Source organism: Kitasatospora sp. NPDC001660 (genome assembly GCF_053596725.1).
Genome location: NZ_JBSFGU010000010.1, coordinates 75,366 through 93,367 on the forward strand (window position 1 = coordinate 75,366; position 18,002 = coordinate 93,367).

At 75.1% G+C, this 18,002-nt stretch carries 17 protein-coding genes and 1 riboswitch; of the genes, 10 read left to right on the top strand and 7 right to left on the bottom strand.

The genetic code is table 11. From position 1 onward, the window contains the following. Positions 1-74 precede the first annotated feature (74 nt). Positions 75-246: riboswitch (cobalamin riboswitch) on the top strand. Between the two features lie 102 nt (positions 247-348). Genes ACWCXH_RS13785 through ACWCXH_RS13815 form a run of 7 tightly spaced genes read left to right on the top strand, consistent with a single transcriptional unit; the run spans position 349 to position 8,030 of the window. Further along, entirely contained in the window at positions 349-1,314 is a 966-nt protein-coding gene (locus tag ACWCXH_RS13785; protein ID WP_449801627.1) for a cobalamin biosynthesis protein, read from the top strand. Positions 1,315-1,363: 49 nt separating this feature from the next. Continuing rightward, positions 1,364-2,908, top strand: coding sequence for a cobyric acid synthase (locus ACWCXH_RS13790; protein WP_449801628.1), 1,545 nt, complete (start codon positions 1,364-1,366; stop codon positions 2,906-2,908). Further along, the gene (locus ACWCXH_RS13795; protein ID WP_449801629.1) at positions 2,905-4,992 is read left to right on the top strand and encodes a putative cobaltochelatase; all 2,088 of its coding nucleotides are present in this window, start codon (positions 2,905-2,907) and stop codon (positions 4,990-4,992) included. The genes ACWCXH_RS13790 and ACWCXH_RS13795 overlap by 4 nt, the downstream gene beginning before the upstream one ends. A gap of 5 nt (positions 4,993-4,997) precedes the next feature. After that, on the top strand, positions 4,998-5,603 hold the full coding sequence (gene cobO / locus ACWCXH_RS13800) for a cob(I)yrinic acid a,c-diamide adenosyltransferase (protein ID WP_449801630.1): 606 nt from the start codon (positions 4,998-5,000) through the stop codon (positions 5,601-5,603). Positions 5,604-5,613: 10 nt separating this feature from the next. Then, a complete protein-coding gene (locus tag ACWCXH_RS13805) occupies positions 5,614-6,981 on the top strand; it encodes a cobyrinate a,c-diamide synthase (RefSeq protein WP_449801631.1) in 1,368 nt (455 codons plus the stop codon). Further along, the gene (gene cpt, locus ACWCXH_RS13810; protein ID WP_449801632.1) at positions 6,978-7,526 is read left to right on the top strand and encodes a chloramphenicol phosphotransferase CPT; all 549 of its coding nucleotides are present in this window, start codon (positions 6,978-6,980) and stop codon (positions 7,524-7,526) included. Before ACWCXH_RS13805 ends, cpt begins: the two co-directional genes overlap by 4 nt. Before the next feature lie 33 nt (positions 7,527-7,559). Then, positions 7,560-8,030: an OsmC family protein gene (locus ACWCXH_RS13815; protein WP_449801633.1), complete on the top strand. Its 471-nt coding sequence runs from the start codon at positions 7,560-7,562 to the stop codon at positions 8,028-8,030. Positions 8,031-8,256: 226 nt separating this feature from the next. Here ACWCXH_RS13815 and ACWCXH_RS13820 read toward each other — a convergent pair whose 3' ends face one another. Next, positions 8,257-8,775 carry a MarR family winged helix-turn-helix transcriptional regulator gene (locus tag ACWCXH_RS13820; protein WP_449801634.1) on the bottom strand — a complete coding sequence of 173 codons (519 nt, stop codon included), beginning with the start codon at positions 8,773-8,775 and terminating at the stop codon, positions 8,257-8,259. 123 nt (positions 8,776-8,898) lie between these two features. Here ACWCXH_RS13820 and ACWCXH_RS13825 point away from each other — a divergent pair, with 123 nt between their 5' ends. Continuing rightward, on the top strand, positions 8,899-9,816 hold the full coding sequence (locus ACWCXH_RS13825) for an EamA family transporter (RefSeq protein WP_449801635.1): 918 nt from the start codon (positions 8,899-8,901) through the stop codon (positions 9,814-9,816). Positions 9,817-9,958: 142 nt separating this feature from the next. Here the strand turns inward: ACWCXH_RS13825 and ACWCXH_RS13830 are convergent, their stop codons facing one another. From ACWCXH_RS13830 to ACWCXH_RS13845, 4 genes are all read right to left on the bottom strand, one after another. Further along, a complete protein-coding gene (locus ACWCXH_RS13830; protein ID WP_449801636.1) occupies positions 9,959-10,690 on the bottom strand; it encodes a hypothetical protein in 732 nt (243 codons plus the stop codon). A gap of 64 nt (positions 10,691-10,754) precedes the next feature. Beyond that, the gene (locus ACWCXH_RS13835) at positions 10,755-11,789 is read right to left on the bottom strand and encodes a TolB-like translocation protein (protein WP_449801637.1); all 1,035 of its coding nucleotides are present in this window, start codon (positions 11,787-11,789) and stop codon (positions 10,755-10,757) included. Beyond that, on the bottom strand, positions 11,786-13,156 hold the full coding sequence (locus ACWCXH_RS13840; RefSeq protein ID WP_449801638.1) for an MFS transporter: 1,371 nt from the start codon (positions 13,154-13,156) through the stop codon (positions 11,786-11,788). Before ACWCXH_RS13840 ends, ACWCXH_RS13835 begins: the two co-directional genes overlap by 4 nt. A gap of 5 nt (positions 13,157-13,161) precedes the next feature. Further along, positions 13,162-14,067, bottom strand: coding sequence for an alkaline phosphatase family protein (locus ACWCXH_RS13845; RefSeq protein ID WP_449801639.1), 906 nt, complete (start codon positions 14,065-14,067; stop codon positions 13,162-13,164). Positions 14,068-14,297: 230 nt separating this feature from the next. Here ACWCXH_RS13845 and ACWCXH_RS13850 point away from each other — a divergent pair, with 230 nt between their 5' ends. Together ACWCXH_RS13850 and cobC are read left to right on the top strand one after the other, a co-directional pair. After that, positions 14,298-15,461 carry a cobalamin biosynthesis protein gene (locus tag ACWCXH_RS13850; RefSeq protein WP_449801640.1) on the top strand — a complete coding sequence of 388 codons (1,164 nt, stop codon included), beginning with the start codon at positions 14,298-14,300 and terminating at the stop codon, positions 15,459-15,461. Then, the gene (gene cobC, locus ACWCXH_RS13855; RefSeq protein ID WP_449801641.1) at positions 15,458-16,510 is read left to right on the top strand and encodes an Rv2231c family pyridoxal phosphate-dependent protein CobC; all 1,053 of its coding nucleotides are present in this window, start codon (positions 15,458-15,460) and stop codon (positions 16,508-16,510) included. The genes ACWCXH_RS13850 and cobC overlap by 4 nt, the downstream gene beginning before the upstream one ends. A gap of 6 nt (positions 16,511-16,516) precedes the next feature. On the opposite strand, the gene ACWCXH_RS13860 is transcribed toward cobC, so the two are convergent. Both ACWCXH_RS13860 and ACWCXH_RS13865 read right to left on the bottom strand, forming a co-directional pair. Continuing rightward, positions 16,517-17,347 carry an MOSC domain-containing protein gene (locus ACWCXH_RS13860; protein WP_449801642.1) on the bottom strand — a complete coding sequence of 277 codons (831 nt, stop codon included), beginning with the start codon at positions 17,345-17,347 and terminating at the stop codon, positions 16,517-16,519. Beyond that, a complete protein-coding gene (locus ACWCXH_RS13865) occupies positions 17,344-17,874 on the bottom strand; it encodes a hypothetical protein (protein ID WP_449801643.1) in 531 nt (176 codons plus the stop codon). The genes ACWCXH_RS13860 and ACWCXH_RS13865 overlap by 4 nt, the downstream gene beginning before the upstream one ends. Positions 17,875-18,002 lie beyond the last annotated feature (128 nt).

An 18,002-nucleotide genomic window follows, 5' to 3' on the forward strand; every position in this document is an offset into this window, starting at 1 on the left:
AACCCCTCCGTGACCTCGGTTGACTCCCGGTTCGGCCGCGTGATGGGATCCCAGGGCCAAACGGAGGCATGCAGAGGAAGCCGGTGCGAGTCCGGCGCGGTCCCGCCACTGTCACCGGGGAGCACGCTCGAAGTTTCCCTCCTCGCCCGTCAGCGGCCGGGAGGGGCCGACAGGCGGACCGTCAGCCATTGCTGGCAGGCTGCTGGACGGCTCCGGGGGTGCGTTCGACCCGGAAGCCAGGAGACTCTCGCCCCCGGTACGTCGATCCAGGGCGCGGACCCTGAGTGAGGACTCGCACGCGATGCAGGCTGCCCCGACCCGCCGAGCCCTCCCCTGTCCCCCACCGTCGTGCGCCCGCTGACCCGCGCCGCCGCGTTCGCGCTGGGCGCCGTCGCGGGCTACCTGGCGGACGCCCGGTACGCCGATCCGCGCCGCGGCCACCCGGTGGCCGTCTTCGGCGGTGCGGCGACGCGCCTGGAACGGCGGATGTGGCGGGACGACCGGGCGGCCGGGGCCGCGTACACGGCGCTCTGCGCGGGCGCGGTCGCGGCGGGCGCGGTGGTGCTGGACCGGACGGTGGGCCGCCGGCCGCTGGGGCGGGCCGCGCTGGCCGCCGCCGCGACGTGGACGGTGCTCGGCGGCACGTCGCTGACCCGGGAGGCCCGCACGATCGGCCGGTCGCTGGCCGCGGGCGACCTCCCGGCCGCCCGGGAGCGGCTGCCGCACCTCTGCGGGCGCGACCCGAGCGCGCTGGACGGGCAGCAGATCGCCCGCGCCGTCGTCGAGTCGGTGGCCGAGAACACCGCGGACGCCGTCGTGAACGCGCTGGCCTGGGGCGCCCTCGCCGGCACGCCCGGGCTGCTGGCGTTCCGCGCCGTCAACACGCTGGACGCGATGGTGGGCCACCGTTCGCCGCGCCACGCCCGGTTCGGCTGGGCCTCGGCCCGGCTGGACGACGTGGCGGGCTGGCCGGGCGCCCGGTTGACGGCGCTGCTGACGGTGGCCGCCGCGCCGGAGCCGCGGACGGCCTGGCGGGTGTGGCGGCGGGACGGTTCGGCGCACCCCAGCCCGAACGCGGGGCAGGCGGAGTCGGCGTTCGCGGGCGCGGTGGGCGTGCGGCTCGGCGGCACGCTGCGGTACGGGGAGCGTGTGGAGCACCGGCCGGTGCTGGGCGCGGAGTTGCGGCCGGTGGCGGTGGACGACATCGAGCGGGCCTGCGCGCTGTCGCGGCGGGTGGGCGCGCTGGCGCTGGGTACGACGGTCGCGGGGCATCTCGTGATCCGGGCCGTCCTAGGCAGGAGGGGAAGGGCATGAGCGAGCGGTGGGGGTCCCCCCGGCCGGGGGCTGGGGGAGAGGTGGGCGCATGAGCAACGCGCTGCTGGTCGCCGGGACGACCTCGGACGCGGGCAAGAGCGTCGTCACGGCGGGCATCTGCCGGTGGCTGGCCCGCCAGGGCGTCCGGGTCGCGCCGTTCAAGGCGCAGAACATGTCCCTGAACTCCTTCGTGACGGCCGACGGCGCCGAGATCGGCCGCGCCCAGGCGATGCAGGCGCAGGCGGCCCGGGTCGAGCCGGAGGCGGCGATGAACCCGGTGCTGCTGAAGCCCGGCGCGGACGGCCGCAGCCAGGTGGTGCTGCTGGGCAGGCCGGTCGCCGAGGTCGGTGCGCTGGACTACCGCGAGCGCAAGCCCGTCCTGCTGGAGCGCGCCCTGGAGTGCCTGGCGGACCTGCGCCGCCGGTACGACGTGGTGGTGTGCGAGGGCGCGGGCTCGCCCGCCGAGATCAACCTGCGGGACCGGGACATCGCCAACATGGGCCTGGCGACGGCCGCCGGGCTGCCCGTCGTGGTGGTCGGCGACATCGACCGCGGGGGCGTGTTCGCGGCGATGTACGGGACGCTGGCGCTGCTGTCCGCGCAGGACCAGCGGCACGTGGCGGGCTGGTTCGTCAACAAGTTCCGCGGGGACGCCCGGCTGCTGGCGCCCGGCCTGGAGATGCTGCACGACCTGACCGGCCGTCCGGTGCTCGGCACGCTGCCGATGCTGCCGGGGCTGTGGCTGGACGCCGAGGACTCGCTGGACCTGTCGACGGTCGTGGACCGGGTCGACGGGCGCGGGCCGCTCGGGGCGGACGTGCTGCGGGTGACCGTGGTGCGCTTCCCCCGGCTGTCGAACTTCACCGACGTGGACGCGCTGGCGCAGGAGCCGGGCGTGCTCGTGCGCTGGGCGACCCGGCCGGAGGAGCTGGCCGACGCCGACCTCGTGGTGCTGCCCGGCACCCGGGCCACCGTGGCCGACCTGGCCTGGCTGCGCGAGCGCGGGCTGGAGCCGGCGCTGAAGGCGAGGGCGGCGGCCGGGCTGCCGATCCTCGGGGTCTGCGGCGGCTACCAGATGCTGGCGGGCTCGATCGTCGACGACGTCGAGTCGAAGGCGGGTGCCGTCGACGGGCTCGGCCTGCTGCCGACGCACGTGCGGTTCGGCGTGGAGAAGGTGCTGGCGCGGCCGGTCGGCGAGGCGTACGGGCAGCGGGTCGAGGGCTACGAGATCCACCACGGGGTGGTGACGGTCGAGGGCGGCCGGGCGTTCGTCTCCGATGACCGCGGGCGGAGCCTGGACGGCTGCCGGGTGGGCGCGGTCTGGGGCACGACCTGGCACGGCGCGCTGGAGAACGACGGGTTCCGCCGCGAGTTCCTGCGTGAGGTGGCCGAGTTGGCGGGCCGGGCGTTCGTACCGGCGCCGGACACCTCGTTCGCCGCGGCGCGCGAGGCCCGGCTGGACCGGCTGGGGGACCTGATCGAGGAGCACGCGGACACCGACGCGCTGTGGAAGCTGATCGAGGGCGGGGTGCCGGCGGCCGGATCGCTGCCGTTCCTGCCGCCCGGGGCGCCTGAGGAGGCTGGCAAGGCATGAGTGACGTCCGCTACCCGTTCACCGCGGTCGTCGGGATGGCCGACCTGCGGCTCGGGCTGCTGCTCAACGCGGTCTCCCCGGCCGTGGGCGGCGTGCTGGTGCGCGGCGAGAAGGGCACCGCGAAGTCGACGATGGTCCGCGCGCTGGCCGGCCTGCTGCCGCCCATCGCCACCGTCGACGGCTGCCGCTTCGCCTGCGCCCCGGCCACGCCCGACCCGCAGTGCCCGGACGGGCCGCACGTCGGTCCGTCCGCTTCCGAACGCCCCTCCCAGCTGGTCGAGTTGCCGGTCGGTGTGGCCGAGGACCGGATCGTCGGCTCGCTCGACCTGGAGCGGGCGCTCGCCGAGGGCGTCAAGGCGTACGAGCCCGGGCTGCTCGCCAGGGCGCACCGCGGGGTGCTCTACATCGACGAGGTGAACCTGCTCCAGGACCACGTCGTGGACCTGCTGCTGGACGCCGCCGCGATGGGCCGCTCCTACGTCGAGCGCGAGGGCGTCTCGGTGCGGCACGCGGCCCGGTTCCTGCTGGTCGGCACGATGAACCCGGAGGAGGGCGAGCTGCGGCCGCAGCTGCTCGACCGGTTCGGGCTGACCGTGGAGATCGCCGCGACGCGGGATCCGGCCGAGCGCGCCGAGGTCGTGCGGCGGCGGCTCGCGTACGACGCGGACCCGGTCGCCTTCGCGGCGCGGTTCGCGGACGAGGAGCGGGCGCTCGCCGAACGGATCACCACGGCACGGGAGTTGCTGCCGAAGGTCGAGCTGACCGATGTGGCGCTCCGCCAGATCACCGCCGTGTGCGCGGCGTTCGAGGTGGACGGGCTGCGCGCGGACATCGTCATGGCGCGGACGGCCGTCGCGCTGGCGGCGTGGGACGGGCGGACGGAGGTGCTGGAGGAGGACGTCCGCAAGGCCGCCCAGCTGGCACTGCCGCACCGGCGCCGCCGCAACCCGTTCGACGCGCCCGGGCTGGACGAGGAGCAGCTGGACCGGACGCTGGAGGAACACGGGGAGCCGGAGCCCGAGGGCGGCGGCTCTCCCGGGGGCGACGGCGACGGACCGGATGATGACGGTCCGGGCCCGGACGACGGCGGCGGCCCCGGCCCGGACGGTGGTGGGGCTCCCGAGCCGTCCGACAGCGGCCCGCAGACGCCGCAGGCCGCGGCCCCGGACGCCGGCCCGGACGCCGGCGAGCAGCCCGTCCCGGCCGGGCGGCCCGCCCCCGCGCGGGAGTCGGCGCCGGTCACGGCCGGCGATCCGTACCGCACGCGGCTGTTCGCCGTGCGCGGCACCGGCCACGGCGCCCAGGGCCGCCGCTCCCCCGCCGAGACCGACAGCGGGCACGCCGTCCGCGCGCGGCGCCCGCAGGGCACGCTCAGCCGGCTGCACCTGACCGCCACCCTCCAGGCCGCCGCGCCGCACCAGGTGGCGCGCGGGCGCTCCGGCGCCGCGCTCGTGCTGCGCAAGGACGACTTCCGCGAGCAGGTCCGCAAGGGGCGGGAGTCCAACCTGGTGCTGTTCGTCGTCGACGCCTCCGGCTCGATGGCGGCCCGGCAGCGGATGACCGCCGTGAAGGGTGCCGTGCTGTCGCTGCTGATGGACGCCTACCAGCGGCGCGACAAGATCGGCATGATCACCTTCCGCGGCGCGGGCGCCGAGCTGGCGCTCCCGCCCACCTCGTCCGTCGAGGTCGGCGCGGCCCGGCTGGAGTCGCTGCCCACCGGCGGAAGGACCCCGCTGGCCGCCGGACTGCTGCGCGCCCACGAGGTGCTGCGGGTCGAGCGGCTGCGCGACCCCGACCGCCGCCCGCTGGTCGTCGTCGTCACCGACGGACGGGCCACCGGCGGCCGCGACGCGCTCGCGCAGTCCCACCGCGCGGCCGGGCTGTTCGCCGCGCAGGGCGTCGCGAGCGTGGTCCTGGACTGCGAGTCGGGACCCGTCCGGCTCGGCCTCGCCCGTACCCTGGCCGGGCACCTCGGCGGCACCGCCGTCACCCTGGACGAGCTGCGCGCCGAGGGCGTCGCCTCGCTCGTCCGTGAGAACCGGTCCGCGACCAACCGTGCAACCCATCTGCGAAAGGCGGCCTGAGCAGCATGCCCAAGGGTGTTCCCGAGAGCGTTCCCGACGACGGCCTGACGACCCGCCAGCGCCGCACGTTGCCGATCACCGCCGTGCACACCGGCCCCGGCAAGGGCAAGTCCACGGCCGCGTTCGGCATGGCGCTGCGGGCCTGGAACCAGGGCTGGCCGGTCGGGGTGTTCCAGTTCGTGAAGTCCGCCAAGTGGAAGGTCGGCGAGGAGAACGCGCTGCGCGTCCTCGGCGCCTCCGGCGAGGGCGGCACGGTCGACTGGCACAAGATGGGCTCCGGCTGGTCGTGGATCCAGCGCTCCTCCGCGATGGAGATGGACAGCGAGGCAGCCGCCAAGGAGGGCTGGGAGCAGGTCAAGCGCGACCTCGCGGCCGAGACCTACCGCTTCTACGTGCTGGACGAGTTCACCTATCCGATGCACTGGGGCTGGGTCGACCCGGAGGAGGTGGTGTCGGTGCTCAAGGACCGTCCGGGCAGCCAGCACGTCGTCATCACCGGCCGATACGCGCCCGAGCCGCTGACCGCGTTCGCCGACCTCGTCACCGAGATGACCAAGGTCAAGCACCCCATGGACGCCGGCCGCAAGGGCCAGCGCGGCATCGAGTGGTGAGCCTCCTCCCGTGAACATCCCGCGCCTCGTCGTCGCCGCGCCCTCCTCGGGCGCGGGCAAGACCACCGTCGCCACCGGTCTGATCGCCGCGCTCGCCGCGCGCGGGCTGGCGGTCTCCCCGCACAAGGTCGGCCCGGACTACATCGACCCCGGCTACCACGCGCTGGCCGCCGGGCGTCCGGGCCGCAACCTGGACGCCTTCCTGTGCGGTCCGGAGCGGATCGCGCCGCTGTTCCTGCACGGCTCGGCCGGGGCGGACGTCGCCGTCGTCGAGGGCGTCATGGGGCTGTTCGACGGGGCCTCCGGGCGCGGGGAGCTCGCGTCCACGGCGCACGTCGCCAAGCTGCTGCGGGCGCCGGTGGTGCTCGTGGTGGACGGCAGCTCGCAGTCGCGGTCGGTGGCCGCGCTGGTGCACGGCTTCGCCTCCTGGGACCCGCAGGTGCGGCTCGCCGGGGTGATCCTCAACCGGGTCGCGTCCGACCGGCACGAGCAACTCCTGCGCGAGGCGCTGGAGGAGGGCTCCGGCGTCCCGGTGCTGGGCGCGCTGCGCCGCTCGACGGCGGTCGCGACGCCCTCGCGCCACCTCGGGCTGATCCCCGCCGTGGAGCGGTCGGCGGAGGCCCTGAAGGCCGTCGCGGACATGGGTGAACTCGTCGCGGCATCAGTGGACCTGGATGCGGTGCTGGCGCTGGCCCGGACGGCGCCGGAACTGGACGCCGAGCCGTGGGACCCGACGGCCGAGGTCGCGCCGGTCGCGGGCCGGCCCCGGATCGCGGTGGCGGGCGGCGCCGCGTTCTCGTTCTCGTACGCCGAGAACGCCGAACTCCTGGGCGCGGCAGGGGCGGAGGTCCTCCCGTTCGACCCGCTGCACGCCTGCGCCCTGCCGCAGGGCACGGCCGGGCTCGTCATCGGCGGCGGCTTCCCCGAGCTGTACGTCCGGGAGTTGAGCGGGAACACCCGACTGCGTTCGGCGGTCCGCGAGTTCGCCGCCTCCGGCGGGCCGATCGCGGCCGAGTGCGCCGGACTGCTCTACCTGGGTCGGGAGTTGGACGGCAAGCCGATGTGCGGCGTGCTCGACACCACCGCCCGGATGACCGAACGGCTCACCCTCGGCTACCGGGAGGCCGTCGCCCTGCACGACTCCCCGCTCGGCCCGGCCGGCACCCGGCTGCGCGGGCACGAGTTCCACCGGACGGTCTGCGAGCCCGGCGCGGGTGAACTGCCCGCCTGGGGCTGGCGGCTGCCCGCCGGCCCGCGCACCGAGGGCTTCGCGGGCGGCAACGTCCACGCGTCGTACCTGCACCTGCACTGGGCGGGAACGCCGGAGCTGGCCTCGTCCTTCGCAGCTGCCGCGGCGGCGTACGGGGGTCCGCGGTGAACGTCATCGTGCTCAACGGGGGCTCCAGCTCCGGCAAGTCGAGCATCGCGCACCGCCTGCAGGAGCTGCTGCCCGAGCCGTGGCTGCACCTCGGCACGGACACCCTCGTCGACGCGCTGCCGCCGCGGCTGCGCGAGGGCGGCGACGGCATCGGCGGCCTGGCCGACGGGGACGGCGACGGCACGGTGAGCGTCGGTCCGGTGTTCGCGGCGCTCGACGCGGCCTGGACGGTCGGGGTCGCGGCGATGGCGCGGGCCGGGGCCAGGATCGTCGTCGACGAGGTGTTCCTCGGGGGCGCGGCCTCGCAGTCGCGGTGGCGGGCGGCGCTGGACGGCCTGGACGTGCTCTGGGTCGGCGTGCGCTGCGACCCGGCCGTCGCGGGCGCCCGGGAGGCGGCGCGCGGCGACCGCGCCACCGGGATGGCCGCGGCGCAGGCGCAGGCGGTGCACGTGGGTGTGGCGTACGACGTGGAAGTGGACACGTCCCGGACCGATGCGGTCAGTTGTGCCCGGATCGTCCTCGACCACCTCGCGCGGTGCGGTTGACTGTCCGCCAGGACCGTCCCGAGAGGCTCGCACATGGCCAAGCTGCACACGTACACCACCGAGATCACCTGGACCGGCAACCAGGGCACCGGCACCAGCGACTACCGCTCCTACAGCCGCGACCACGACGTCACCGCCGAGGGCCGGCCGACCGTCCCCGGCTCCTCCGACCCCGCCTTCCGCGGCGACCCGGCCCGCTGGAACCCCGAGCAGCTGCTCCTCGCGTCGATCTCGCAGTGCCACCTGCTCTGGTACCTGCACCTGTGCGCCGTCAACGGCATCGTCGTGACCTCGTACGTCGACAACCCGGTCGGCACGATGGCCGAGACGCCCGAGGGCGGGCACTTCACCTCGACGGTGCTGCACCCGCGGATCGAGGTCGCGTCGGAGGGCATGGTCGAGAAGGCGCTCGCCCTGCACGGCGAGGCGCACCGGGCCTGCTTCATCGCCAACTCGGTCAACTTCCCGGTCCGGCACGAGCCGGTGGTGACGGTCGCGAGCTGACGACCGTCCGCCCCTGGCCGCCCATGCCCTTCGGCGTGGACCTTTGGGTCCGTAGCAGCACCGGGAGTGTCACCGGCCGCGGCAGCAGCAATGCCACGACGATCACGAACAGTCCGATCGACCCCACGGCGCCCCCTTCCCTTGCACACCGGCCGTTCGGGCACAGGAGCATGGGCGGCCCGGCCGTTCCTAGTACTGCGGATCGAGCAGTGCCGTCAGGATCCGCCTACAGCCGCTCGGTGTCCCCGTGGGCGACGAGCAGCTTCTTCAGCAGCCCGTCCAACTGGGCGCGCTCACCCCGGTCGAGGGCGGCGAGGAGACGCTCCTCGTTCTGGACGTGGCCGAGCAGCAACGCGTCGACGGTCTCCCTGCCCTCCGGGGTGAGCCGGACCAGGACCGCCCGACGGTCGTTCGGGCAGGGGCGTCGCTCGACGAGGCCCTTCGCGGACAGCCGGTCGACGCGGTTGGTGATCGCGCCCGACGTCACCATCGCGGCCTTGAGCAGCGCGCGGGCGTTCAGCTCGTACGGCTCGCCGGACCGGCGGAGCGTCGCGAGGACGTCGAACTCGGAGGTGTCCAGGCCATGTTGGGCGAAGTACTCGCGCAGGGCGGAGTCGACGCGGAGGTTGAGGCGGCGCAGTCGGCCGATCAGGGCCATCGGCCCGCTGTCGATCTCGGGACGGGCCCGGGCCCACTGGTCGACGATGTCGTCCACGGTGTCGCGCTGCTGCACCTGCTCTTGCATGGCCACCGTCTCCCTGGGCGTGGTCGGGACACCACTTATCTTAACCTTCACATACTTGACGCTCATAGAATCTCGGCGCACAATTTATCTCAACGTTCAGATAATCAACGTTGAGGGGATGTCATGGACCGGAACCGCCTCGCAGTCGCCGCCACCGCAGCCCTCGCCCCGGCCGCCTGGGGCACGACGTACCTCGTCACGACGCAGCTCCTGCCCGAAGGCCGCCCCCTGCTGCTCGCCGCCTTCCGCGCCCTCCCGGCGGGGCTGCTCCTGCTGCTCATGGGGCGCAGGCTGCCGAAGGGGCGCTGGTGGGGGCGCGCGGCCGTGCTCGGGATGCTCAACATCGGGCTGTTCTTCCCCCTCGTGTTCGTCGGCGCGTACCGCCTGCCCGGCGGGGTCGCGGCGACGATCGGGGCGATCCAGCCGCTGCTCGTCACCGGGCTCTCGATCGGGGTGCTCGGCATACGGCCCGGGCGGCGGGCGGTCGTCGCGGGACTGGCCGGGGTCGGCGGCGTCGCGCTCCTCGTCCTCAAGAGCGGGGCGCGGCTGGACGGCATCGGCATCGCCGCGATGGTCACCGGAATCGGGCTGATGGCGATGGGCACGGTCCTCACCCGCCGGTGGGGCCGCCCCGAGGGCGCCACCATGCTCGACCTCACCGCGTGGCAGCTCCTCGCCGGCTCGGTCTTCCTCGTCCCGCTCGCCGCCGTCGTCGAGGGCGCACCGCCCGCCCTGACCGCCACCAACCTGGCCGGGTTCGCCTACCTCGGGCTCTTCGGCACGGCACTCGGCTACGTCCTCTGGTTCCGCGGCATCGACCGCCTGGGCGCCGGCCCGGCGTCCTTCCTCGGCCTGATCAACCCGGTCGTCGCGACGGTCGGCGGCCTGATCGTCCTCGACCAGACCCTCACTCCGTGGCAGGTCCTGGGCCTCCTGATCGCCCTTGCCGCCCTGGTCGCCGGCCAAGCCCCCACCCGCACCCCGAAGCCCTCGACCCTCACGACAACCCCGGTCCCCGAACCGGCACCCGCTGCCCGCTGAGATCCCGTGCCCCGCCGTGCCCCGCCGTGCCTCCGGCGGGGCACGGTGTCGAGGCGGGAGAGAAGTGCCGGTTCGGGGGGTCGGCGGCGAGGTCGGCAAGGCCCGCAGCCGGTAGGCCCCTGCGGCGCCGAGCCCGGCGCCGTCAGCCGGTGGCGCGGATGTAGATGTCGGCGGCGCCGGGGAGGCCTCCGGGGATGGTGGAGACGTAGATGCGGCGGCTCGCGGTGGGGGTGGCGGTGGCGACAGGGGTGGGGGTCGCGGTCGGGATGCCGTCCTTCGGGTCGACGGCCGGCAGGTCCGTCGCCGGGAGGTCCGTCGGGGGCAGGTCCGTCGCCGGGAGGTCCCTCGCCGGCAGGTCCATCGGCAGGAGGTCCGTGGCCGACGGGAGCGGGTCCGTGGCCGCCGTGGCCGAGGGCGACGGCTCCGGGAGTTCGGGGGCCGTCGGGGGTTCGTTGCCGCCCAGGGCCGTTGAGAGGTCGGGTGGGAGCGGGGCGGCGGGGCCGGGGTCGGGGAGGTCGTAGGTGTGGAGGAAGTCCGCGAGGCCGACGTCCTTGCCGCCCGCGACGCGGTAGTGCAGGTACGCGACGGCGGAACCGTCGGGCGCGTGGGTGTAGACGGAGCCGACGGGGACGAAGGTGCGGCCCGCGCCGGGGTGCTGGGAGGGATGGAGGCCGGCGAGGCGTTCGGCGCGGTCGCGGTCGGTCTCGCGGCCGCCGCCGCCCAGGGTGAGGGTGTTGATGCCCCGGACGAGCAGGGCCGCCGCGACGGACACGACCAGCACCAGGCTCACGGCCACGGTGCGGCGCAGCACCGGGCGGCCGTGCAGGGCCGGCCAGGAGTCGGTGACCACGCGCTCGGGCGGGATGCCGTCCACCGTTCTCGTTCCCCCGTTCGATCAGCCGTCACCTGCTCGACGAGGGACCGCGGCCCAGAGTTCCTCAGCCCACGGAGGCGGGGGCGACCGCGGCCCGGGCGACCCTCCGGGCGGCGCCGGTGCCGTCGGCCGGGACGGTCCACAGGTCGGCGCCGTAGTCGCCGGGGAGCGCGTACAGGAGGGTGCCGGCGTCGGTCCAGACGGCCTGGTCGTCGATGTTGCGCCGCTCGGCGGTGGCGGTCTCGGTCATGGTGGCGAGGTCGAGGACGTAGAGCCGCCAGGGCGAGTCGGCGGGCAGGCCGGGCACGCGCTTCTTGTAGGCGATGCGGGTGCCGTCCGGGGAGAGCGAGGGACACTCGACGTTGTCGTGGAGGGTGGTGAGGGTGCGGGCGGCGAGGTCGCCGCGGACGAGGTGGGTCGTTCCGCCGGAGGCGAGCGTCGCGTAGAAGGTGTTGTCGTCGGCGAAGGTGACGCCCCAGATGTTGATGTCGTGCGCCTGGAACGGCTGCCCGTCCTTGATGACGCCGAAGGTCTCCAGGTTCTCGCGGAGGTTCCAGTCGCGGACGTCGACGACCGAGGTGCGGGTGGAGAAGTCGGTGCCCGCGTAGGAGTCGCCGCTGACGAAGACGGTCCAGGCGGCGAGGTGGCCGGAGGGCGAGACGCGGGCGCGGGTGGGGATGCCGGCCGCGGGGAAGGAGCGCTTCTCCTTGAGGCGGTCGTCGAGGACGACGGCGCGGTAGGTGTCCTCAAGGGCGCCGTGCTCGGCCTGGAGACAGATGCCGGTGCCGCCGGCGGCGTAGAAGCGCAGGCACTTGACGCCGGAGGCGGTGCGCGGGCCGTCGGCGCGGTCGGCCGGGACGGCGGTGAGCTCGTCGCGGTGCGGGCCCCACGCCATGTTGCGGAACACCAACTGCCGTCCGGCGGAGGAGGCCTGGAGGGACACGCGCCCGGACGAGACGGCCGGGCCGCCGGGCTGCGCCTGGTCGCGGCGGGCGGTGCGGTCGGCGGCGTAGAGGACGGCGCCGGTGCCGACCGCACCGAGCAGCAGGACGGCGACCAGCAGGATGAGCACTCTGGTCCGGTTCCGGAGCCGGTTCACGGGGACACCTCACGGGCGGGTTCACGGGCGGGTTCGCGGGCGGGTTCGCGGGCGGGTTCGCGGGCGGGTTCGCGGGCGGGTTCGCGGAGCACGCCGGCCGCGCCGACGACGCACAGCGCGAGCGCGCCCGCCGACCACGCGAGCGCGGTGGAGCCGCCGACCGCGCTCCACAGCGCGCCGAACAGCAGCGAGCAGGCGAACCGGGCGAGCGCCTGCCCGGTGCCGACGAGGGCGAGCCCGGCGCCGCGCTGGTCGGCGGGCACGGCGTCGGCCGCGGCGGCGGCGAGCACGCCGTCGGTGGCGGCGTAGAAGGCGCCGTGCAGGACGAGGACGCAGATCACCGCGGGCAGCCCGCGCAGCGGCGAGAGCAGCACCCCGTACGCGAGGAGCAGCAGCACGTGCCCGGCGAGGAAGAGCTTCCGGCGGCCGGTCCGGTCGGCGAGCAGGCCCAGGGGCACGGCGAGCAGGAGGAAGGCGGCGGCCGTGCCGAGCGGCAGCAGCGGGAACAGGTTGACGGAGAGGCCGAGGCGGCGCTGGACGAGCAGGTAGACGAACGAGTCGCTGACGGTGGTCAGTCCGAGCAAGGCGGCGCACACGGTGAGCCGCCGGAGCCCGGGCAGCCGCAGCAGCCGGAGGCCGTCGCGCAGCGAGGGAGCGGTACTTGCCGGCTCGTCACCCGCCATCCGGTTCGGCACGAACAGCAGCAGCACCAGCACGCCCAGCACCGCGATGCACGCGCTGACGGTGAACACCGCGTCGTAGCCGTGCCGTTCGCCGCCGTCCGCGAGCAGCGGCCCGCCCGCGAGCCGGAGCACCAGGAACGCGGTGAGCGGCCCGAGCAGCGCGCCCGCCGTGTCCATCGCGCGGTGCACGCCGAACGCCCGGCCGCGGTGGGCGGGTTCGGTGGCGAGCGAGATCATCGCGTCGCGCGGGGCGGTGCGCAGGCCCTTGCCGGTGCGGTCGACGGCGATGACGGCGCCGATCAGCGGCACCGTGTGTGCGAACAGCAGCAGCGGCCTGCACAGCGCCGACAGGCCGTAGCCGACGGCCGCGACGGCCTTGTGCCGGGCCGCACCGTCGGCGCCGCGCCGGTCGGCGAGGTGGCCGCCGGCGAGGCGGACGAGCGCGCTGAAGCCGTTCTGGATGCCGTCCAGCAACCCGAAGCCGAGCGGCGAGAGGCCGAGCCCGGTGAGCAGGTAGAGCGGGAGGACGGCGCTGACCATCTCGGAGGAGATGTCGGTGACCAGGCTGACGGTGCCGAGGGCGAGGACCGCCCCCGGCACGGCGCGCAGGGCGGCGCCCCGCCGCCCCGGCGCGTCGGCCGGGGCGGCGGGGGCCTTCGAGCTGCGGGACTCCGCGACGTACACGGGCGTCAGTTCCAGATGCCGGTGATGTCGGTGGCGTTGGCCGCGTTGCCGGCGTGCGCGTTGACGCCGGTCAGGTCCTCCAGGGTGCGCAGCACGTCGTAGTGGTTGTAGCCGGTGGCGGTACTGCTGCCCGGGGCGACGTGCCCGCCGTAGATCACGGTGGGGATGCGGTTGCCGGCGAGGCGGTTGTCCTCGTCGAAGGTCATGACCAGCAGGCTGTTGTGGTCCTTGGCCCAGGCCGCGTACGCGCCGAGGTTGTTCTGGATCCAGGTGTCGCCGGTGGGGACGTCGCAGTCGTGCATGTCGTTGCAGAGGTTCGGGACGACGAACGACACCTTGGGCAGGGTGGTGTAGTCGGCCGGGAACGCGTCCATGCCGTAGGCGGTGGAGGTGGGGACGTTGCCGAAGCCGAACCACGGGTTGTGCTTCTGCGCGTAGTTGCCGACGCGACAGTCGGTGGCGCCGGCGCCGGGGATGTCCTCGTTGTAGCTGGCGAAGGTCTGGCCGGCGGCCAGCAGCTCGGAGGCCAGGTTGGGCGCCTGGAGGGCTCCGACGTCGACGCAGCTGTCGTCGACGATGCCCTGGCTGCTGCCCGAGAACAGCATGTAGTAGTTGGGCTGGCTGGGGTGGGTGAGCGCGTACGACTGGGTCAGGGCCGCGCCGCCGGCCACGAGGGTGTTGTTGACGTACGGGGCGTCGGAGCTGCCGATCACCTGCGCGTACTCGTGGTTCTCCATGACGACGACCACGATGTGGTCGGGCGTCGGCAGGGCGGCGGCGGTGTCGGCCGCGGCGTCGCCGGTCGCGGCCCACAGGCCGAGCGAGCCGGCCGAGAGGCCGAGGGCGGCGGCGAGGGCGGTCAGGGTGCGGCGACGGGGCGTGCCGGGGGTGCGGAGTCGTGCGAAGGCCATGGGGGTCCTCCGGGCGTTGAATGTGCTTCGGGCTCGATGGGGGTTGGGCGCCGAAAACAGTAGGATCGCCGCAGTGTCGTGTACCGCACAAGACAGGTGAAGAACAGACGAACAGCTGCTGCCCGCGCGCGGACCGCCCCGCCGACGTCACAGCGGCCCGCGATTGACCCGTTCCGGCCAGGCGTGGTGGGATCAGCTGGGCTTTTGGGCGCGGGGTGAAGGAGCGGGACGTGATCGGGCTGGTCGCCGTCGACGGGTCGGTCCGTCCGCTCGCCGACGAACTGCACGCCGCCTGGCCGGACAGCAGCAAGGTCTTCAAGGCCTCGCGCGGCAACTGTTTCGGCCCGCTGGAGGTGCTCGGCTTCGCCCTCAACGAGTCCGAGCGGGTGGTCTGTTTCGGCCCGCTCCCGGCGTTCGTCCGCCTGCTCTGCGAACTGGACCGCGAGTCCCGGGGCCGCGGCGTGGTCTGGGTGGACCCGCAGCGGCGGTACGTGATCCCGTTGAGCGGCAGCAGCACCGGGGCCGAGGAACTGGCCCGGGAGGTGGCGGTGGCCCTCGGCGTCACACCGGTGCTCTCCGACGGCCCCGTGCCCTCCGGCGACCCGCACCCGCGGCCCGAGCACCCCTGCGAGGACGAGCCGGTCCTGCGGATCGCCGGCCCGGACGACACCTACGAGGACGACCTCGTGGTCCACCCGCGCACCCTCGTCGTCGGGGTCGGCGTCGGCAGCGGCACCGGGACGACCGAGCTGGCCACGCTGCTGGCGGACACCCTGAGGTCGGCCGGCCTCTCCCGGTCCTCGGTGGCCCGGCTGGCCACCGTGACCGGCAAGGCGAGCCATCCGGCCGTCCGCCACGCCGTGTGGAGCCTCGGCTGGGTGCCGGTGGACGAGCACCCGGCGCAGGTCCTGGCGGCCGTGCCCGTCCCCAACCCGTCGGCCGCGGTCGGCACGGCCGTCGGCACCGCGAGCGTCGCCGAGGCGGCGGCACTGGCGAGCGCACCGAACGGCCGACTCGTCGTCGCCAAGCGGAAGTCGGCGACGGCGACGGTCGCCGTGGCGCGCGCCGGGGTGCGCGGACGGCTCGCCGCGCTCGCCCACGGGACCGATCTGAACAGCGCGCTCACCCCCCGCGCGCGGTGGGAACTGCAGAACGCCTCCGCGGTGGTGGGCACGCCGGGCGCGATCGAGGCGGTCTCCCCGCTGCTCCGGCCGGGCACCCGCCGGATCGCCACCGGCGAGTGCGTCGAGGCCGCCGTCACGCTGGCCGGGCACGGACACGCCGTCGTACTGATCGCCCCCGACGACGACACCGAGTCGAGCGTGCCGCCAGGCCCGTACGACGTCCTGCGCATTCCGGGGCCGCCCCTCCCGCTCCAAGGAGACCCCGCATGACCGCCGCCGGACCCGACCTCCGCCACCACGGCGACGCCGAGGTGCGCGCCGACGGGCTCGGCCTGGTCGACCTCGCCGTCAACGTCCGCACCGGCACTCCCCCGCACTGGCTGCGCGAGCGCCTCGCCGCCACGCTCGGCGAGCTGGCCGCCTACCCGGACCAGACGACCGCGCGCGCAGCCGTCGCCGCACGGCACGGACGGCCAGTGGACGAGGTGCTGCTCACCTCGGGCGCGGCCGAGGCGTTCGTCCTCCTCGCGCGCGTGCTGACGCCACGTCACATCACCGTCGTCCACCCGCAGTTCACCGAGCCCGAGGCGGCCCTGCGCGACGCCGGGCACACGGTGCACCGGGCGCTGCTGTCGCCGGCGGACGGCTTCCGGCTGGCCGCCGGCGCCGTCCCCGAGGAGGCCGACCTGGTCGTCCTCGGCAATCCGACCAACCCGACCTCCGTCCTGCACCCCGCCGACGCCGTCGTCGCCCTGGCCCGCCCCGGACGCACCCTGGTGGTGGACGAGGCGTTCATGGACACCGTGCCCGGCGAGCGCGAGTCCCTCTCCGCCGTGCGGGACCTGCCCGGCCGGGTGGTCGTGCTGCGCAGTCTCACCAAGACCTGGGGCCTGGCCGGACTGCGGATCGGCTACGTGCTCGGGCCCGCGCCGCTGATCGCCGAGCTCGGCGCGGCGCAGCCGCTCTGGCCGGTCTCCACCCCGGCGCTGGCCGCCGCCGAGGCGTGCAGCACGCCGGCGGCGCTGGCCGAGGCCGAGGAGGCGGCCGCCGAACTGGCGCTGTGGCGGGCGAACCTGATGAAGGGCCTGGCCGGGTTCCCGTCCGTCCGGGTGCACGGCGAGCCGGCCGCGTCGTTCGTCCTGGTCCAGCTGCCCGGCGCGGCCGCCGTCCGGGAGCGGCTGCGCGCGCACGGCTTCGCCGTCCGCCGCGGGGACACGTTCCCGGGGCTGGGCGAGGAGTGGCTGCGGATCGCCGTCCGCGACGAGCCGACGACGGGCCGCTTCCTGGACGCACTGGCGGCCGTGCTCAGCGGTGCCTGACGGCTCTCACCACAGCGTGACGACGTCCCCCACCGCGATCCGCCCGGGCGCCAGCACCTGCGCGTAGACGCCCGCGCACGGCAGCTCCGGCATGCCCTCCAGCGGCACCAGGCGGTTCTCCGCGGCGAGCACCCGCAGGGCGTCCGCGCTGCGCGGCAGCGGGCCGTGCCGCAGCGTCGGCACGGCGCAGCGCGGGGTCGGCGCCAGGACGCGCAGGCGCAGGCCCGGACCGATGCCCAGCTCCCGCCCCACCCAGCCGTTCTCGACGTAGCCGGTACCGTCCGTCCGGATGACCGCGTTCGGCCGGTAGCGCTCGGCCGCCGCGCCCGCGGCGGCGAGCGTCGAGGTCGTCAGCAGGTGCAGCGGCGCGAAGTCGAAGAACGTCCCGTCCGGCGCGGCCCGGCCCAACTCGTTGACGGTGAAGGAGACCTCCTCCTCGGTCCCGCGGGCCAGCACCTCCTCGGGCACGGCCCGTTCGATCGTCGCCCCGGGCGGGCGCTCGGCGATCAGCGTCACCTTCCGGCCCAGCGCCTCCGACAGCCCGGTCTCGTCCACGCCCCGCCCGTCCGGGCCGGTGATCGCCACCGCGCCGTCCGGGCCGGTCTGCGCCGTGAAGCCGAGCAGGCCGGCCCAGAGCCGCGGCTGCTTGGCGCTGGCGACCCGGCCCGTCCCGACGTCGCGCAGGGCGCGGATCCGGTCGCCCGCGAGGCCGCGCGCGGTGACCTCCGCCCGCCGCAGCTCCTCCCCCAGCAGCGACTTCACCGGGTACCGGCGCAGGCGCTCCACCGTGCCGACGACCGTCCCGCCGCCGTTCGCGCCCGCTCCCCCGCCCGTCACTCCCCGTCCTCCGCCCACTCCCTGAGCGCCGCGAAGTGCAGCTCCCCGAGGCCCGCCCGGGGGTCGACCCAGAGCGGCAGGGCCGGGGCCGGGTGGTGCGCGGCGATCCACTCGATGTCCTGCGGCCCGAGCTCGTCGTCGAGCCAGACGAACGGACGGCCGTCCGCCCACGCGACGAGGTCGCGGGTCTTCCAGTGCAGGCCATCCGGATCCGCACGGAACACCTCCGTCCAGCGGACGTACGGGAGTTCGGGCAGGCCGATGCGGGGGCCGATGTGGGTGTTCGCCTCGTCCATCCAGGTGGTGGCCCAGACCAGCTCGTACGGCAGGGACAGCAGCTCGGGCCCGTGCAGCGGGTTGAGCCACACCCGCAGCGGCTCGACCTGCTCGCCCGGTTTCGGCGCCTTGCGGGCCACCCAGGAGTCGGGCAGGACGTGGTGGGTGTCGTAGCCGTCCGGGCGCCGCTCGCCGGGGGCGGCGTAGGGGTTCAGGGGTCCGTCGACGTCGATGAGCAGAAGGGGCGTCATACCAGTTCATCCTGACCGCTGCCGGGCGGGTTGACCACCGACTTTCCGGCCTCGGGTGCTAGCGTCGCGGCGGCCCGGGAGAACATCCGGGGACCCTCCATCGGACACAGCAGAAGGTCGGCAGACTC